The following is an 18,633-nucleotide window of genomic DNA, read 5'->3' on the forward strand; positions in this document are numbered from 1 at the left end:
TGCCTGTATTGCAAATCGATATAAGTGTACAGCTTTTTGTTTACCATGAAGTTTGCACGGGCATAAATATTGGCATCATCTTTAACACCAGTGTTATCATAAAAGCGGTGTTTGGGATCAAAGGTATTGAGGTTGTTTTCAGCCCACATTACCTCCCCGTAGTGGTCTCCGTCGTATCTGTTCCATCCACCACCCAGGATAGCTTTTACTTTAGGAAGTTTTAGTTTAATAGAACCAATTCCACCGTAAAAAATATTGTCAAGATATTTTCTGTCTATTACATCGGATTCGGTTATGGTATCTGTTCCGCTGATAATCGGGTCTGCCAAATAGTCTGCAATATCCTCATTGTAGCGATATGATTCATAGTAGCCAAACCCGTTGGTTTGATGATATGCAATGTTGGCCGATAGCTTATCATTGAAGTTTCGTTTATAAAAAACCTGGTAATGGTCTTGCTGGTAATTGTCTGTTTGGTTGTCGTACATGTAACGGTTGTAAGTACGCGGATTTGACTTAAACAGGTTCTCTATTTCTTCTTGTGCATAGCCCATATTGTAGGCAAACTGCATCATTGCTGCACTGTCCTGGTTGAGTTTAGCCGAAGGAATACCTTCCCATGACTGGTAAGTTTTTTCTTTGCCCGAAAAAACATTGATCCTTAATACATCTTTTTCAGTACGGTAGGTTCCTGACACAAAGAAAGATTTTAGGTCTGATGTGGCGCGATCAATGAAACCATCAGATTTGATTCTTGAAAGCCGGGCATCAAAGCTATACCTTCCTTCAATAAGTCCGGTTCCCGCTTGCACTGTGTTTTTCATGGTATTGAAAGAACCTGCCGCATTGTTGACTTCGGCATATGGTTCGATGCTAATGTCGTTGGTCTGAAGATTTATGGAAGCTCCAAAAGCTGCGGCTCCGTTTGTAGAAGTTCCTACACCTCGCTGTACCTGAATACTATTGGTGCTTTCAACGAAATCGGGCATGTTTACAAACCAAACTCCATGAGATTCTGCATCATTAAGCGGAATGTCATTTACAGTAATGTTTATCCGGTTTAGGTCGGTACCCCTGATTCTAAAGTTTGTATAACCAACACCTGCACCAGCGTCAGAAGTGGTTACAACCGAAGGTGTAAGTTGCAGTAAATAGGGAATATCTTTAACCGCTTCCCGTTTTTCAATCACTTCTTGTTCAATGGTTGTGTGGCTTGTGGGTGTTTTCTCCGTGGCTCGTGTTGAGGATACAATAATTTCCCGGGTTTGAATGACGCTTTTTGTCATTGTAATTTGAAGATTGGTCTTGTCTGAAACCTCAATTTTTTCACTGTAAGGTTCATACCCCAGGTGGGTTACCAGTATTCTATACTGCCCGTTTTTAACATTGTTGATTACGAATTTCCCTCCGCCATTGGATATGGTTTCGTAGGCACCTGGAATTAGTTTAATGGTTGCTCCACTGAGTGGTTCCTTGTCTTCATTGGTCACAACCCCATTGATGAGATTTTGTGCACTGGCAAAATTCATTACTACTGCCAGTACAACTGTAATAATTGCACTTTTCATAATTGAAAGTTTAAGTTTTACAATATGCAATGGGGGGAAAATACTCTGAAATCCCTTCGCCGGCACTACCCGGATCAGGTTCAAAGGGTATGATCTCAGCCCGTAATTTTGGGCACCCCCGATTGCGACCTTTTGTCAGCAGCATTTACGCAAATATTATGCCTTTAGCGGTGTAAGTTAATTTAAATAAGCTATGTATTTCGGGCCTTTTGGGTGTTAATTTACATTTTATTAGTTCAAATGTCTGGTTCTCTGATAGTCATGTTTGGCGTAGGAGCAAAAAAAAACCTGCCGAAAGGGCAGGTTTTTTCGCTTAGTGATTATGTTAAGCGGGTTCTTCAACTTTAAGCACGTCTGCAAATGCTTTTTTGAAGGTTTCTTTCGGCAATGCTCCTGCAGCCATTTGCGGTTGCCCGTCAACAGGAATGAACAGAAGCGAAGGGATACTTTGAATACCAAACATTGCTGCTAATTCACGTTGGTCTTCTGTATCTATTTTATAAATATCAATTTTACCTTGATACTCTTCAGCAAGTTCTTCAAGAATAGGGGCTACCATTTTACATGGCTGACACCAGTCCGCGTAAAAGTCAATAAGTGCAGGTTTGTCGCCTTCAAATTTCCAATCTTTATTTTCTTCGAAATTGAAAATCTTTTCTTTAAATGTGTCCTTGGTTAAAAATTCAGGCATGTCTTTTTTGTTTTTTATGAATAAATTTAAATTTTTACATATGTTGCAAATCGTATGCCATTATGTTGGTTTATTTGCAACGCTACTTAACCCATTCTTTAAAAAAAATGCCAACATTCTTCTACCAATGGGAAAAGTTGTAATTTTGTCCACTATTTACAACAAATGAGCACGGATGAAGTTTAACGAAAATATTCAAAATATTGTATTTCAGCATATATCAGAAATCGTAACCAGGCAGAATCAGCCGGCATATGTGATTGGTGGCTTTGTGAGAGATTTAATTCTGGGAAGGGCATCAAAAGATGTGGATATTGTGGTGGAAGGAAGCGGGATTGCCCTGGCAAAAGAGGTTGCACGGAGAATTGATCCTAAAATTAGGGTATCATTTTTCAAAAGTTACGGTACGGCTATGTTTAGGTATAAAGATAAAGAATATGAGTTCGTTGGTGCACGTAAAGAGTCTTATAACCGCGATTCCCGCAATCCTGAGGTGGAAGATGGATCAGTAGAAGATGATCAGTTGCGGCGCGATTTTACCATAAATGCATTAGCTTTAAGTCTTGCTGAGCCTGATTTTGGCGAACTTGTGGACCCTTTTAATGGCTATGCCGATTTAAAACGTGGTATTATACGAACTCCTCGTGACCCCAAAGTCACATTTTCAGATGACCCATTGCGCATGCTCAGGGCAATTAGGTTTGCTGCTCAATTAAATTTTCATATTGACGAGCAAGCCTATGATGCCATTGTGGCAAATGTGGAGCGGTTGGAAATAATTTCTAAAGAGCGCATTAACGAAGAGTTGCACAAAATAATGTTGGCGCCCAAACCCTCCATTGGTTTTAAGTTGCTTGCTAAAACTGGCATTTTGACATACATTTTTCCTGAACTCGCTGCAATGCAGGGCGTTGACAAACGTGAAGGTATGGCACACAAGGATAACCTTTTCCATTCTCTTAAGGTACTTGATAATATTGCCCGCCTCACAGATGACTTATGGTTGCGTTGGGCAGCCTTATTACACGATATAGGTAAACCACAGACTAAACGCTTTGTAGAGGGGCATGGCTGGACTTTTCACGGACATGAGTACAGAGGAGCTAAAATGATTCCGGGTATTTTCAGAAGAATGAAATTGCCATTAAATCAAAAGATGAAGTATGTGCAAAAAATGGTGAGCCTACACATGCGGCCCATTGTGCTTGTTGAAGATGAAGTGACAGACTCAGCTGTGCGCCGATTGCTGTTCGAAGCCGGGAATGAGGTCGAGGACCTTATGACTTTATGCGAAGCTGATATTACGTCAAAAAATCACGAAAAGGTTCAGCGCTATTTGCAGAACTATCAGCTTGTAAGGCAAAAGCTTCAGGAAGTTGAAGAAAAAGACCGTATTAGAAATTTTCAACCTCCCATTACCGGCGAAATTATAATGAAGGCTTTCGGTGTTGGACCATCAAAAATTATTGGTGATATTAAGCAAGAAATAAAGAATGCTATTCTTGATGGAAAAATAAACAACAATTTCGATGAAGCATGGGCATTTATGGAACAATATGCCGCCGGTAATGATCTGAAACTACTAAAATCGAAAGATGACGTTATTGCAGACGGAGATCAAGCAAAATCGGAAGATGATCGCTAAATCCACCGTGGTATCTGAAACCTATAAATGTACGGTTAGGTTTTTTACCGGTATATTTTTTATCCGGTTCTAACAGCAAATCAATGTATCCAATGCGCATTTGGCCGGGATTTGTATAAACTGAATTTTCTTTATTGAGCAAAGGAGCCGAAACAATAAATTGGTCCAGCATGGACCATTGGCCCTGATAGCGATGTGTTCCCGGGTATTCGTTCGTGTTTAATGCCGAATTAAGGTTTAAAAGCTTGCTTTTGGTGGTATTATCCGGCGCTGCAGCTCCGAGGTGCTGCGCAATAGATTCGTCATTTGGCGTATCATTAAAATCGCCTGTAATTACGATGTTGGCATTTGGGTTTACCTTTAAAATGCTGTCGGTTGCCCTTCTGAGGGTTTTGGCTGCTTGTGCCCGAAACGGTATGGTGGCAACAGCTCCGCCATATTTCGATGGCCAGTGATTGACAAAAACATGAAGTGTGTCTTTGTTTTTTAGCAATGCCTTAAAGTGCAGAATGTCTCTTGTGCGTTTATCGGGATGATTTTTGAACCTTATTTTTATGAAATTTTCATCCAGGGGCCATAGTGTTTCGGGGTTATAGAATAAACCTACGTCAATACCTCTAAAGTCTTCACTTTCTTTGTGCACAATTTTGTATTCGCTGTCGCCCAGGGGAGTTCGTTTTAATAAATTTTTCAGTACATACCGGTTTTCTATTTCACACAGGGCGATAATGTCTGGTTTTTGCCATTTACTGAATGCAGCAATTACTTTGTATATTTTGGCTGTTTTGTCGTTGTATTTGTACCATGACCAATGGCGTGCTCCTTCTTCAGTAAATTCGTCGTCCATGGTAACACTATCGTTTACCGGATCAAAGAAGTTTTCTACATTATAAAACATTATGCGCAGGTTCTGATCCTGTGAAAAGAGCGATAGTCCATTGATGATTATTAATAGTGTTATAAGAATGCGCTTTTTCATCTGTTTATAATTTTGATTTTAGTTGTCAGATGGAGCTCGCCATGAAAAGTCCAATGTCCGTCACATATTATCTGTAGGTTAGTTATAATCATGCGAGTGTGTGTCAAAATTTTTGTCATGGCTCGGTTCATTCTATGCTTTGGTTTTTATTGTTGACGTTCATATGCTCCCAGGTCAGGTCCTGCATCTGTTGTTCTGTCGTTTTGGTTCATATCCAGCGGAGTGGCGGCACCGTATTCTGCTTTTCCTGCATCAATGGCAGGGGAGAGGGTGTCTAACCTGAAATCATACTCTTCTTTCGATACAAAGCGTGGACCGCTTTCTGGGTTGCGTAAAATGTTTTGGAAGTGGTTTTCATTGCTCATATCGAAGTCCTCGCTGACTTTGATCAGGCAGTGGTCGAAGTAATAGTTAAAAGCCCCTTCATCGGCCTTATCTATCACAATTTCATTTCCATTTTCACCACCATCCCCATATATAATACTATTGGTAAATGTGGCCTCTTCAAGATCGTAGACAAAACCCACATCGCCTGAGACAAAATAGTTATTGAGTGCTACAGAAGCTGTATTTCTTGAGCTGTATGGGGTGAAATTGGCTATGCTAACATGGTTAAAATTGTACTTTCCGCCCAATACCATGGCTATGGCATGGCTACCGCAATTATTCAGTACCAGGTTTTCTCCTTTTACCCGGCTGGTTTGTGCGTAAATACCAGCCAGATTCATGTGTGATATAATGGAATTGGTAATTTCAAGTGTGTAGTTATTTCCAACAGCTGAGTCGAGCTGAATACCCTTGTTGGCATTTTTTATTATGGCATAGTCGATTTTGTTATCAAAACTTCCCGGAAGGAAGTGTAATCCTCCAAAAACATAGGTTGCTCCATTTTCAAGGGTAGTATATGCACCCCATTGGCCGGGTTTGTCCTGGTAGAATTCTTCCAAGCGGTCGCCTTTAAAGAGCACAGGCTCATCAAGCGTGCCGTTTACAATAAGAGAGCCTAAGACGAATAGACTCGCATTCTCGTGAAAATATACTTTTGTTCCCGCTTCAATGGTTAGTGTTTCGAGGGTATCGACCACACATGAAGTGTATACCAGATATGGCCTTGTCGCATCCCAGGTTTGGGTATTGAGGCTTTGGCCCATTAGAAGATTTACGTTTTGTCCGAATGCAATGGTTTTTACATCCTGAATATTCCCATTGGTGTAAAACAGAATGGAATCTTTTTCAATGATGTCATCTGTTGAAGGATCGATATTAACCTCTACAAAAACGTATATACTATCGTTGGCTTCTATCTGAACATCTTTAACCTGGTTGGCTGAAATACCATCTACGTTTATTCCATATTGAGAGCTGTTGCCTTTTGCCAGTTCTACAGACGAAATTCTAATGGGTTGACTATGTCTATTGTAAACTTTAAAGCGCTGTGTTGCTGATCCGATTCCGGTAAATACAGTATCGAACATAACTGTATCGGTTGAAAATTCAAGTTTGGCTGATGATGAGGTTAATAAATCATCTTCCTGGCAGCTTATGAATCCAATAAACAGGGAGGTTAAAAGTATTAGGTATCGCATTTTTATTTGGGAACGGATTGGTTTGACAAAATATTACTTAAAACAAAAATAAACCGACAGTAGTGCCGATTTATTTTTGTTGGATAATTTATTTTTAAAATAACTCAACTTCAATTTGTTGTATGAAGGCAGTGTATGTGTGAACTTTATCTACTGTTGCGTCTGAAAGTAGCATTAGGACCTGTTTGTTTTCGCCTTCTTTTGTTGTGATGCTTATTTCTTTACGTTCACCAACGATTTTTTCCAGTCCTGGCTTCACAAAGCGCTTTACAAAGTCGTCGGATTCAATGATATCATTACTAAAAAGTAATTTAATATTTTGGCCTACCACATCTTTTCTGTCGTATCCCCAAAGGCTTTCTGCCGCTTTATTGAAAAATTCTATTGTGCCGCTCTGGTCTGTAGTAAGAATGGCATCAAGGGCGCCTTCGAGTGTTTTCTCATGACGTACTTTACTTTTTTCAACTTCTTTAAAATGTTGCTTTAGTTCGCGTTTTGCTTTGTCGAGCCGTTTTTGAAGCTCCATTTCGGAGTTCTTAAGCTTTTCTTCCTGATCTTTTAGTATGCGGTTTTGTTCGCTTATTTTAATTTCAAGCTCTTTTTGGTCTGTAATATCAATGGCCAGCACCAAAATTTTATCGACCTCTCCATACATGTTATTGACAGAGATAAGGGTCATTTGGTACCATTTTATTTTTTTGTCTTTTACTGTTACACTAAGCTGTCCCTGGTAGGGTACTCCGTTAACAACATTGTTCCACAGTTCCTCGAAGTTTGTTTGGTTTTCTTCTGTAAAGAAATCGAATATACTCGTTTCTTTAACTTCATCCATTGTGTAACCTACCGATTCAAGGAACTTATCGTTACATGCTATAAATTTACCTGAAGGGGCATATTCAGCTTTAATATTGGCAAGATTAAGTGCCCTGATCTGGCCTTCATAATCAAGTGATTGTTTTTTGTGCTCAGTTGTGTCTATGGCCAGGAAGAGTATTTTTTCTACTCCGCCATTTTCGTTTCTTACACAGGTGTATGTTGCCATTGTCCAGAGGTCTTTACCTTTTTTGGTAACATGTTTCATGTATCCTTCGAAGTGGTGCCCACCTCTCGATAAATCGTTCCATATATCATTAAACCATTCTTTATCTTTCTCATTTATAAACATTGAGATATGGTGTCCTTCAACCTCGGAACTATTTTCGTATTCCAGTTTGCGCAGAAATTTTGTATTGGCATAGTTAAGTATGCCATTGACATCGTATTCGGCGCGTATAAGTGTATGGTTTACAGAGTTGGTAAAGCTTACAAATTCTTTTGACTGCTTGGCAGCTTCTTCCTGTGTAGCCTGGAGCTCTTCCATATTCTGCCGCATCTCTTCTTCTTGTTGTGAGAGTCTTTCGGCCTGTTCCTGACTTTCTTTAAGAAACTTGGCTGTTTTAAGATTGATTTTTACATTACTTATAGTGGAGCCAATGTTTTCTGCTATTTTTTCTACAAAATCTATTTTGTATTGATCAAACATTTCAAAACCAGCCAGCTCTACAACTCCGTGAACTTCTTCATTGAATTTTAACGGAACGACTAATAATGCATTGGGGTTCGTTTGCCCAAGGCCTGATGTAACTTCCACATAATCTTGTGGTACATCGTCTATGTAAAGTGTTTTTTGCTCAAATGCAGCCCGTCCGATTAAGCCTTCACCCCATTCAACTCTTTTTTCATTATATTTTTGACGGTCGTATGCAAAGTGTGCAGTAAGTTTGAAATGTTTATCATTTTCCTCACTGTCTTCGAGTAAGAAAAAACCTCCCTGAACAGCATCGATATATTTACAAAGTTCGCTAATGATTTCAAATGACAAGGTGTCAATATTATCGTTGTTTTGTCTTAGGATATCTCCAAACTTGGCAAGACCCTCTGAAACCCAGTGTCGTTGGTTGTCTTCTTTTTTCCGAATGGCTTCCTCTTCTTTTTGTTTTTTGAGGTTGTCCCGAAGTGCCAGTAGCTGTTGAACCAATTTGTTATCTGTTTTTTGGTCTGCCTCAAAATCTACGTTACCATTTGTCAGGTTTTTGGCAATTTCATTAACCGCTTCATGCTGGTTGTCGCGTTTTTCGACTATGTTAGCATAGCTGTTTATTTTGTTCTCGAAATAAGATCCTGACAGCCAGGCGAAAAGTGGAATTAATATTATAATGCTGTCTATTAGGTAATAGATTGAGTTATCATGGAGCTCAATGAAATTATTCCATGTAAAGCTCATGTTTTGGGCATAGAGTAACCCTTTAATTATAAAAAAGTGAAGTAAAAGTGCTGCAATAATACTAATTGCCAGAAATATACCGGTAAGTTTTTTCTTTTTCCCCATGAGATTAATTTTTCGCGAACATGGTTGTTTATCAAATATCAAATATATTATTTTTTGACTTATTTATGGCAAGACAATGAAAAAGATTTGATGACCATAAAATTAATTGAAAGCTAATAAAATGCGGACGGGTAGGAATAAAAAGCTTGTTTAAGGTTTTGAAATATGTTCAATACGTGGTTATCTTTTGTGTTTTGCCACAAATCCGGCCATTTGATTAAGGTGTAACACATGCTTTGCTGCACCACGGTCAATGGCTTCTTTGGGCATTCCAAATACTACACAGGATTTTTCATCTTGCGCAACTGTAATGGCTCCGACTTCTCGCATTTCTAAAAGGCCCTGAGCCCCGTCATCTCCCATGCCGGTCATAAGTATTCCAATGGCATTTTTACCCACATATTGCGCTGTTGATCTGAACATAACATCCACGCTGGGCCGGTGGCGGTTTACCAGTGGGCCCTCGTTTATGGTTACAAAATAGCGTGCTCCGGATCTTTTTATCAGTAGGTGATGGTTACCCGGTGCAATTAGGGCGCGACCACGAATGATAGTATCATTTTCAGCAGCTTCTTTTACAGAAATTTGACATAATTCGTCAAGCCGCTCTGCAAATGAGCGTGTGAAGTGTTCGGGCATGTGTTGTACTATAACTATTCCGGGGCTATCGGGAGGAAGTTCCATTAAAAATTCCCTAAGGGCTTCAGTACCTCCTGTAGAAGCACCAACAGCTACAACGATATCGGTGGTTTCAATCATACTCCGGCTTCTTCGTTGCTGAATTACAGCGTCTGCCGAAAGTTTTGGGGCCACATCCTGCATATTTTGAGGTATGGGACGGGGTTTCTGAATTTTTTTGCGATTAACTCTTGCCCTGGAAGCAGCTTTTACAGCATCGCAAATTTTAATACTTGATTCTTCAAAGAACTTTTTTGTACTCATGTTGGGCTTGGTTATGATGTCTACTGCACCATATTCCAGGGCCTTAATTGCGGTTTCAGTACCTTTTGCGGTGAGCGATGAAATGATGACAACAGGAAGGGGATGCTGGGTCATGAGTTTACGTAAAAATGTTAACCCATCCATACGGGGCATCTCAACATCGAGGGTTATGACGTCCGGCACTTCTTTTTGTATTTTCTTTGCAGCATAATAGGGGTCTGAAGCTACTGCCATAACCTCAATATGCCTGTCAGCATTAAGTATTTCTGACAGGGTTTGCCTTACAACGGCCGAATCATCTACTACAAGTACTTTGATAGGATTTGTCATGCTACAAATTTTCTCGCTTAAAAATATAGATTATTTTATATTGTATGAATTGTAAATGGCAGGTTATTTTCCATTTACTTCCTGCTTATTTATATACTTCATTTTAACTGCACCTGTAATCGTATTGAATTGTATTTTTCTTCCTTGTTTACCTCCTGTGCTTTCTGCTTTAATTGGAATTCTTAAATCTTTAAGCATTTGATGTCCAACTTCAATGTTTCTTTTACCAATATCGAAATAGTGGTGCTGTGATTCTATAACTTCACCGCCGCCAAATACTTTTGCGATAAGGTTATTTCGCTTGCTTCCATTTCTGGTAAGTGACTCTATGAGCTTTTCAATGGCAATATTTCCATATTTTGGTGATGCCAGTCCATTGCCATTCCAGTAGGGTAGCATGTAATGGTTCATACCACCTGTTTGCTGAATGGGGTCGTACAGGCAAATTGCCACACAGGAGCCTAATAATGTGTTTATGAGATGAGGCTCACTGGGGGCAAATAATGCCGCCGGATATAGATAGTGTACAGGTAAGTTATCCATAAGTACTAAAACTCTTCGTCGGTATCCTGAAAAAATATTTCATTTCCATCATCTGAAAACCCTTCCAGATAACTTGTATCTTTTGGGCGCGGCAAATAAATAGTGAAAACTGCTCCTTTGTTTTGCTCGCTTTCGACTGTTATTTTGCCCTCAAGCGAGTCTACGTATGATTTTGTAACCGATAGTCCCAGGCCATAGCCTTCATTAAGTGAGTGTATGGTGCTTTCACCTTTTACAAAACGGTCAAATAATTTTTCCTGGTCCTCTTTTTTTATACCCACTCCATAGTCCTTAACAGTAATAATAAGCTCATCTTCTTTTGAAACTGATGAAACAATTTCAATTTTTTGGGCAGCATTACTGTATTTGATACTATTATTGAGCAGGTTCGACATAATGAGTTTGAGCTTTTCTGAATCAGTGGGGAACTCTTTTGAGTTGTTTTCTTTTTTATTGGCCTGATAATGGAATTTAATTTTGAGCTCTTTTTGCTGTGCCTTGTATTTATAGCTCTCAATAATACTTTCTATTAATGACTGAATGTTCACATTTGTGAGCTCTGGCTGGGCCAATCCGGCTTCAATTTTTGCAGCAGCAAAAATGTTCTTTAATTGAAAATCCAGGTTAAACGCCTCGGCATGAATTAATTGTGCTAATGGCTTAATCTTTTCGTATTCGGTTATATTTAGGGCCATTATGCTTTGGCTTAACCCAAGTATTGAGGCAAAGGGATTTACTATTTCGTTGGTTACATTCGACAGAAAGTGGCTTTTAAGCGACTCCGATTCTTTAAGTTTCTCGTTCACTTTACGCAGCTCTTTTGATTTTTCCTGAAGTTCTGTCAGCGCTTTTTTATTTTGATCAAAGCGTATTTTTAATTCTTTTATAAGGTCTTCGTCAGATATTTTTTTTTCCATGGTTGTAATGTTTATATTGAAATATATGTTATATCTCAGGGGTTATTTTGTTGTTGGTTAGTCTATTTAGTTTTTCAATGAGTTCTTTTTGGTCAAAGGGTTTTGCCATGGTCTCATGTGCTCCCAATGATTCTGCCATCTCCAGGTAGTGCACACTTCCATCTGAGCCACCGCCCGAGACAGCCAGTATTTTAACACCAGGATATTTTTGTATAATTTCAATTATGCTTTCCAAACCTTCTTTTTCTGGCATAATAATGTCTGTAATTACTACATGAATTGGTTCCTGCTTTAAAATATCTAATCCTTCTTCACCATTCGAAGCTTCATATAATTGCACTGGATATTCAATTAGGATGTCTTTGAGGAGTTCCCTGAAAAAAATATCATCATCTATAATCAATAAATTTATCAGCATAATTTTCTACTAAGATGTTTTTCTGAAAATGGTTGGTTTAATATTCTTGAGTGGTACATCCATATTTGTAATTGATTCTGAGTGTCCGAGTATGAAATATCCGTTTGGCTTCAAATGGTTGCAAAGTCTGTTAATTACAGCTTCCTGGGTATCTCTTTCAAAGTAAATCAGTGTATTTCGGCAAAAGATAACATCAAAATTATTTGGAGCCTTATAAGATGAATCCATTAAATTAAGTCTAAAAAAACTAACCTTTGAGCGGAGGTTTGGTTTAATCCGGATGAGCTTTTTTTGTGTATCCTTGCTTTTCAAAAGATACTTCTTCTTCATTGATTCCGGTATTGTCATACTTTTTTCCAGTTTGTAAATTCCATTTATTGCTTTTTGCAACATATCTGTGGAGATATCGGATCCGGTAATATTGTAATTGATATGGCGGTTTTGTGCAATATATTCTTCAATAACCATTGCAATGGTATAAGCTTCTTCTCCACTTGAACTGCCTGCACTCCATATTTTGAATTCGTTTAGGCCTTTTTGAGTTATTTCTGGAAGAATTGTTTCATGCATAAATTCAAAATGGGTGGGTTCCCTGAAGAAATCTGTTTTATTTGTGGAAACTACATCCATCATGTGTACAATTTCTTTTTCTCCCTGTTTGCTAAATACAAAATCGATGTAGGCTGGGAAATTATTGATGTTTAAATGCCGGAGTCTTTTTTGTAATCGACTTTGTAGCATAACCTTTTTGGCCGGAGGCATTTTTATACCATAGTTACTGAATATATACTGACTAAGCCTTTCAAATTCTTTGGCTTTCAGCTCAATGTTATTAAATGAAGTGTTGGTTTCAGTCATTTTTTATAAAATATAGTAAATACAAGATATTTGTAATCTAACATTTGTGACTTCACGGCTGTTTTGAATTTTTCCTTTATTCGCATATTGAATATCTCCATAGGCTGCAGTGGTTATTTCTGTTTCTGCCCATAATTCAAGCTCTTTCTTTCGCCACTTGAGATAGGGAGAAATGCGATAAAGATACGCGATGTCGTTGCCTCTGGCGTATACGGGTTCATCCGGGCTAAGGTTGTCAGAAAAGCCCAGGTTTTTACTGTAGCCCAACAGTAAACCTGCAGTGAATTCATTACCATATTCTAAGTTTAACCAGCTAAAAATATGATTTGATGGGGTGTAGGTTTCATGTCCGGTTTCTGTATCATTTTCTTTTACACCGTAGCCTCCCAGCATAACATGGTCAGAGAGATTTTGACCCCACAAAATTTTCGTTTTAAGGCTAAGTTTGTTTAAGGTTGTTTTTGCAAATAATCCGGTGGCATAAGCCGGAATTTGTACTTCTGTTTTAAAAGTTCCTTCGGTTCCGGTAGTTTCGGTTCGTGGCTGGATTTGTTTATAATCAGCCATAATTCCGATTTTGAGTTTTTTACCCCCCAATTGGGCTTGCCAGTGGAGGTTTGGTATCATGCTGTTGCGCATAAGATCAATGCGCTTTTCTACTCCGCCATTACCATCGGGGCCAAGGTTATTGTAATCATTCTGATAAAGTACTGCAAATAGTATTGAGTATTTGCTCGAGGGTTTATAAGTATAGCGGATTTGGGGGCTTCTGTTGAACGGGTTAAAAGGTGTACCCACATTGATGCTTAACGTTAAAGGAAAAACTTTTGGTGTAAACATAGGGTGCCATGTCCTGCCCATAAGTATTGCATGTTTTTGCCAGTCTAATGATACGTAGGCATGTCTAAGTCTTAAAGAATTAGCGTTTGATCGTGCAGTAAAATCAGCCTCCAGTCTGGCCTTAATTGTGGCTGTTTTATTAAAAATCGATTTTCGGCCCATATTTAACCCTAACCGGCTCGAAATACTGGTCATGGTAATTTGATTTACTTCATTGAGGTCTTTACCATTATCGTCGTAGCGTAAATTTAAAGGATACAACAAAAAAAGCCCATCAACTGCTTCAGCCGATTGTCTGGAATCATAAAATGCGTCGGCTCTAACAAATCCATAAAGTTTGTTCTTCCATTCATCTTGTTTTTGGGCTTTCATTGTTATAGTTGAAAAGAATAAGCAAATTATTGTAAAAATGTAAGTATGCTTCATTACGCAATAAAAAGTAATCTTTACCTGAAGTAAGATGTAACCTGCTTAGCTTTCGTGTTTTATTGATGGATAATTACTAAGCAGGTTCATTAATCATATATTGATTATTTATTTTATTTATTCACCGGTTTCTTCATTTTGGGGCATATCGGCCTCATTTGTTTTTTCTTCAACAACGACAATTTCATCTCGTGTGAAAATTAAATCAAGATTAAGCAGCATGATAAAGCTTTCATCTTTTTTCCACATTCCCTTAATGAATTCAGCTTTGTATTTTGTTCCAATACTAGGAGAAGGTTCTATCTGGTTTTCTTCGAGTTCCAGTACTTCGCTTACTGCATCGACTAAAATGCCAAGCTTTACTTCTTCATTTTCAATTTCAAGATTTAGTACAATAATACAGGTGTCAACAGTGGGTTCTGTTGGTGTCATTCCAAATTTTATTCTCATATCAATTACTGGCAGTACCTGGCCACGCAAGTTGATTACGCCACTCATGTATTCTGGAGCATGAGGTACTTTTGTAATTGGTTTCAGTTCCAGTATATTTACAACATGGTTAACTGAGGCGGCAAAAACTTCTTTGCCCAGTCTGAAAGATAGGTATGTGTGTACCTGATCGCTTACATTTTTTTTGTTGGTTTGGGTTTGTGCATCCATAATTATCCTCCTATGTTTTCTTTATTTGTATATTCATTGATTAAACGATTTGGGTCGAGTACCAGCGCTACTGTTCCATCTCCAAGAATTGTGGCTCCTGATACTATATCCACGTCTTTGTACATTCTGCCAAGTGGTTTTAACACCGCCTGATACTCACCTATAATTTCGTCGACTGTAAGTCCCATAAATGTGTCCTGGAATTCCACATTAACGATTCTTTCGATTTCGGGAGGTGTTCCTTCTATGTTTAGGGCATCACGCAGGTAAATGAATGGGACTCGTTTGTCATCGGCAAGAAACAGGTTGTTTATAGATTCTTCTATTTCTTTATGTGTAAATTCATATATTTTTTGAACCGCTGCCAAAGGAATGACAAATTTTGTTTTGGCTATTCTTACCAGTAATCCATCAATAATGGAGAGTGTAAGTGGCAACTTAATTGTTACTGTGGTACCTTTGCCTTTTTTGCTTGTTAGTTCCACTTCGCCCCTGAGTTCTGAAATTTTCTGTTTTACCACATCCATTCCAACACCTCTTCCAGAGAGGTTTGTTACTTCTTTGGCGGTAGAAAAGCCGGAAGTGAAAACGAGGTCGAAAATCTCCTTTTCGGTTATTTGGGTGTCTTCTGTAATGATTTCTTTTTCAATGGCTTTTTGGCGAAGTTTTTCATGGTCGAGTCCTTTACCATCATCTATAATTTGAATGTATACGTATGTGCCTGAATAGAAAGCATTGAGTGTTATGCTTCCTTTTTGAGCTTTCCCTGCATCAATTCTTGCTTGTGCTGAATCTTCAATTCCATGGTCGAGGCTATTTCTGATAATGTGCATTACGGGGTCGATAAGCATCTCAATAATATTCTTGTCAAGCTCGGTTTCTGTACCTTTTGTAATAAAATCAACCTCTTTGCCAAGTTCATTCGAAAGCTCTCTTACAAGGCGTTGAAAACGTGTTACCATGTTGGCAATGGGAATAAGCCTTATACTGAAAACATCGTCGCGCAGGCGTCGTGAAATTTTTTCAATTTCCTCTGCAATGGGGTCAAGTCCGGGGTAGTTGTTTTCTTTATTGAAAAGTGATAGCTGTGCCTGAATTGTGACCAACTCACTTACCCAATTGATGAGGTTGTCGAGTTTGTCGGAGCTTACCCGTATGCTGGATATGCTATGTTCAACTTTTTTACGCGATTCGTCTTTGACCTGCTTTTCCTCTTTTTCCTGGTATATGTTTTCAAGGTCTATAATCAGGTCGTGTATTTCAGATGGTTTAATGTGCGGTTTTTGCTGGAGTGTATCTTTCAGAATATTTTTTATGGCCTTGTCTTGCAATAAATTGTAATCGGAGATTTTATGAGTTTCAATTTTGGCCTCATCATCTACAAAAATAAACACATCGATTACAGCATTGATACCAGCATTGGTACTAAGGAGTATATTCCAGCTTGTATACGTTTTTGCCGGATCGAGGCTATTAAAATCCGGTATTTTTGAAATGTTAGGAACAATTAAACTGGTTCCGAGCTGCGACAAATCTTCAAGCAGGAACAGTGGGTTTGTTCCGTTTTGCATAATGTCTTCGTTGGGTACGAACCGTACAAAATATGTTTTTGTTTTTCCTTCCGTGGGTTCGTCCTGTATGCTGGCATGCTCCGGGGTGGTTTTTTCATTCAGTGCCTTTTCAATGCGCTCTATGAATAGTTTGTTTTCCTGTTCTAATTGCTGCTCGTTCTCAGGTGTTTCGTCCAGTAGTTTTCTTAAGTGATCGACCGCCTGAAAAGTGAGATCCAGTATTTCCGGAGTTACCTTTAGTTCATGGTTTCTGATACGGTCGTAGATATTCTCAAGAATGTGTGTAAACTTATCTATTTTTTCGAAACCAAACATTGCACTTCCACCTTTCAGGGAGTGCATTACACGGAATATGGATTCAATTGTATCCATATCCTCTTTGTTTTTATCTAGTTGTAAAAGCGCTTCTTCCAGGTCGTTAATCTGTTCAGTAGCCTCTTCAACGAATTTTTGTTTGAATGCTTCCATTATCTTACAACTTTATTGATTGCAGCTAAGAGTTTATCGGGAACAAAGGGTTTCACAATCCAGCCTGTGGCCCCGGCTTCTTTGGCTTCTTTTTTCTTTTCTGTTTGCGATTCCGTGGTGAGGAAAAGAATAGGGATAAATTTATAAGTATCCATTTTTCTCACTTCTCTGATGAGTTCAATGCCATTTTTATTGGGCATATGCAGGTCAGTAATGATTAGGTCGTAAGCTGTACCATCAAGTTGCTTGAGTGCATCATCGCCGTCTACGGCTTTTTGGACATCATGTCCGGCATTGGCTAATGTAAAGCTTACCACTTCTCGTATACTTTCGGAATCATCTACGATGAGGATTTTCTTTCCCATTTTGGTTGATTTTATGTTGCTATATTAATTTCTTTATTAGTATCTAAAATTACGTTTTTTTGAGTATCATCCAAAGGGGCTTTTAACGTGATTTTTTGATTTTTTTCGAGGTGAGAATCTTTTAGGGCGATTATCACCTGAATAAACGATAAATCAATTGGCATGTTTTTTTCAACCTCGAAAACTATTTCGGGGCGGTCGAATTTAATTCCCTTGAGATCAGTGTGTAATTTTTGTATGTGCTGTATGTCAGCAGGGTTGTCAATTTTTATGACCATTTGTTTTTTGGTCCGTTTTATGGTTAAGGTTTTGTTTTTCATTGTGATGTGTTTTTACTACAAGCCATTAAAAAAGTTCAAGGTTATCATCATCCTCTTTTTCGTCTTGCTGTTCATCTTCTGTTTTATGTTGGTGAATCTCTCTTTGCGATTCCATTGTGTAAGCTTTCTCCATGGCACTCATCAGGTCACTCTCGTGCTGATTTTCCCCGGAGAGTGGTTTGATTTTTTGATAGATGAGGTTAAGTTGGTTTATAATTTCTTCTACTTCATGTTCATAAAATTCATAGTACTTAATGTTTTCCAAAGTATTTTGTAACTCAGAGTCGAGCTCTTTATAAGCTTTACAGTTTTTTGTGATTTGGTTGTTTATTACTTTGAACGCCTCTGTAAAATTACTTGTTTTTTGTTTTTCAATTTTTTGTTTTTCAATGACTGATTTTTGTTCATTGATATTTTCAATGAGAGATATAAGTTGATTGTTTTGATGGGCATTAATTATTTTCCCAATATTACTTCTTGAATCATTGATATCGTTAAGCAAAGTGATAAGTTTACCCGTTATGGTTTTTATATCGTTTTGCGGTGATAGGTTTTTGTTTATTTCTTTAATAATGGCATTAATATCGTGCTCAATAGTTTCAAGGTTCTCATAGTGGTTAACATGATTACTAATTTGTTTTTGAAGCTCCTCATTTTCTTCAACCAGGTCCATTATGGCAGTAGTAGCCTCCTTCATTTTGTCTGGTAAATATTTGGCGTTTTCTTCCAGTTGAGTTGTTATTTCAATATTGTTGTCGTTGTTGAAAATACTGTAAGATAAATTGTTTACTTCTTCCAGCGTATTGGCAATTTCGATTAATTTTTTTGAGATGTTTTCAATTGCACTTTGGTACTCTTTATTGGTAAGCAACAGTTGTGCTGCCTGTATTTCAGTAATTCCGGGAATTTGGTTTACATATTCGAGCCCTTTTTTAATTATATTCTTCTCTTTTTCCAGGTTGTTGAGCTCTGTAATTATGTTTTTATGGGTGTCTTGAATATGTTCAATTTTTTGCCTGATAATATCATGGTATTGAAGGTTGGTAATTACCTGATTCAGGTTTTGAAAGCTATGCTGGTTTTTTTGTTCTAAAGTACGTTTAATATTAGCAGTTTTTTCAATACCTTTTTCAATGAA

The 18,633-nt window shown here is 38.2% G+C and carries 16 protein-coding genes, 1 pseudogene and 1 riboswitch; of the genes and pseudogenes, 1 reads left to right on the forward strand and 16 read right to left on the reverse strand.

Going from position 1 to position 18,633, the window contains the following annotated elements; all coding sequences use genetic code 11:
- A partial coding sequence (locus VJ937_RS12305) for a carboxypeptidase-like regulatory domain-containing protein (protein WP_324067536.1) occupies window positions 1-1,568 on the reverse strand: 1,568 nt, incomplete at its 3' end.
- Window positions 1,569-1,604: 36 nt separating this feature from the next.
- A riboswitch (TPP riboswitch) is annotated at window positions 1,605-1,698 on the reverse strand.
- A 195-nt stretch (window positions 1,699-1,893) separates the two neighbouring features.
- A pseudogene (gene trxA / locus VJ937_RS12310) lies at window positions 1,894-2,247 on the reverse strand (thioredoxin); the annotation flags it as partial.
- Between the two features lie 187 nt (window positions 2,248-2,434).
- Between trxA and VJ937_RS12315 the strand changes: the two are divergent.
- A complete protein-coding gene (locus VJ937_RS12315; protein ID WP_324067538.1) occupies window positions 2,435-3,904 on the forward strand; it encodes a CCA tRNA nucleotidyltransferase in 1,470 nt (489 codons plus the stop codon).
- Here VJ937_RS12315 and VJ937_RS12320 read toward each other — a convergent pair.
- From VJ937_RS12320 to VJ937_RS12385, 14 genes are all read right to left on the reverse strand, one after another.
- Window positions 3,861-4,883, reverse strand: coding sequence for an endonuclease/exonuclease/phosphatase family protein (locus tag VJ937_RS12320; RefSeq protein ID WP_324067540.1), 1,023 nt, complete (start codon window positions 4,881-4,883; stop codon window positions 3,861-3,863). The genes VJ937_RS12315 and VJ937_RS12320 overlap by 44 nt on opposite strands.
- 146 nt (window positions 4,884-5,029) lie before the next feature.
- Window positions 5,030-6,469, reverse strand: coding sequence for a choice-of-anchor Q domain-containing protein (locus VJ937_RS12325; RefSeq protein WP_324067542.1), 1,440 nt, complete (start codon window positions 6,467-6,469; stop codon window positions 5,030-5,032).
- A gap of 94 nt (window positions 6,470-6,563) precedes the next feature.
- Window positions 6,564-8,837, reverse strand: coding sequence for a PAS domain-containing protein (locus tag VJ937_RS12330; RefSeq protein ID WP_324067544.1), 2,274 nt, complete (start codon window positions 8,835-8,837; stop codon window positions 6,564-6,566).
- A gap of 180 nt (window positions 8,838-9,017) precedes the next feature.
- Window positions 9,018-10,109, reverse strand: a complete 1,092-nt coding sequence (locus VJ937_RS12335) for a chemotaxis response regulator protein-glutamate methylesterase (RefSeq protein ID WP_324067546.1) — start codon at window positions 10,107-10,109, stop codon at window positions 9,018-9,020.
- Window positions 10,110-10,172: 63 nt separating this feature from the next.
- Window positions 10,173-10,652 carry a chemotaxis protein CheD gene (locus tag VJ937_RS12340; RefSeq protein WP_324067548.1) on the reverse strand — a complete coding sequence of 160 codons (480 nt, stop codon included), beginning with the start codon at window positions 10,650-10,652 and terminating at the stop codon, window positions 10,173-10,175.
- Between the two features lie 5 nt (window positions 10,653-10,657).
- A complete protein-coding gene (locus VJ937_RS12345) occupies window positions 10,658-11,569 on the reverse strand; it encodes a HAMP domain-containing sensor histidine kinase (RefSeq protein WP_324067550.1) in 912 nt (303 codons plus the stop codon).
- A 28-nt stretch (window positions 11,570-11,597) separates the two neighbouring features.
- Complete coding sequence (locus VJ937_RS12350; RefSeq protein ID WP_324067552.1) at window positions 11,598-11,987, reverse strand: response regulator; 390 nt, start codon at window positions 11,985-11,987, stop codon at window positions 11,598-11,600.
- A 9-nt stretch (window positions 11,988-11,996) separates the two neighbouring features.
- Window positions 11,997-12,845, reverse strand: coding sequence for a CheR family methyltransferase (locus tag VJ937_RS12355; RefSeq protein ID WP_324067554.1), 849 nt, complete (start codon window positions 12,843-12,845; stop codon window positions 11,997-11,999).
- A gap of 3 nt (window positions 12,846-12,848) precedes the next feature.
- Complete coding sequence (locus tag VJ937_RS12360; RefSeq protein WP_324067556.1) at window positions 12,849-14,057, reverse strand: DcaP family trimeric outer membrane transporter; 1,209 nt, start codon at window positions 14,055-14,057, stop codon at window positions 12,849-12,851.
- Between the two features lie 171 nt (window positions 14,058-14,228).
- The gene (locus tag VJ937_RS12365) at window positions 14,229-14,771 is read right to left on the reverse strand and encodes a chemotaxis protein CheW (RefSeq protein WP_324067558.1); all 543 of its coding nucleotides are present in this window, start codon (window positions 14,769-14,771) and stop codon (window positions 14,229-14,231) included.
- A gap of 2 nt (window positions 14,772-14,773) precedes the next feature.
- A complete protein-coding gene (locus VJ937_RS12370) occupies window positions 14,774-16,810 on the reverse strand; it encodes a chemotaxis protein CheA (RefSeq protein ID WP_324067560.1) in 2,037 nt (678 codons plus the stop codon).
- Window positions 16,810-17,175: a response regulator gene (locus VJ937_RS12375; protein ID WP_057954084.1), complete on the reverse strand. Its 366-nt coding sequence runs from the start codon at window positions 17,173-17,175 to the stop codon at window positions 16,810-16,812. Before VJ937_RS12375 ends, VJ937_RS12370 begins: the two co-directional genes overlap by 1 nt.
- Before the next feature lie 11 nt (window positions 17,176-17,186).
- On the reverse strand, window positions 17,187-17,495 hold the full coding sequence (locus VJ937_RS12380; protein WP_324067562.1) for a hypothetical protein: 309 nt from the start codon (window positions 17,493-17,495) through the stop codon (window positions 17,187-17,189).
- A 25-nt stretch (window positions 17,496-17,520) separates the two neighbouring features.
- Window positions 17,521-18,633 (reverse strand): hypothetical protein (locus tag VJ937_RS12385; protein ID WP_324067564.1); only part of this gene is annotated, 1,113 nt, incomplete at its 5' end.

Origin of the sequence: Salinivirga sp., assembly GCF_035268865.1 — a bacterium.
GTDB lineage: Bacteria > Bacteroidota > Bacteroidia > Bacteroidales > Salinivirgaceae > Salinivirga.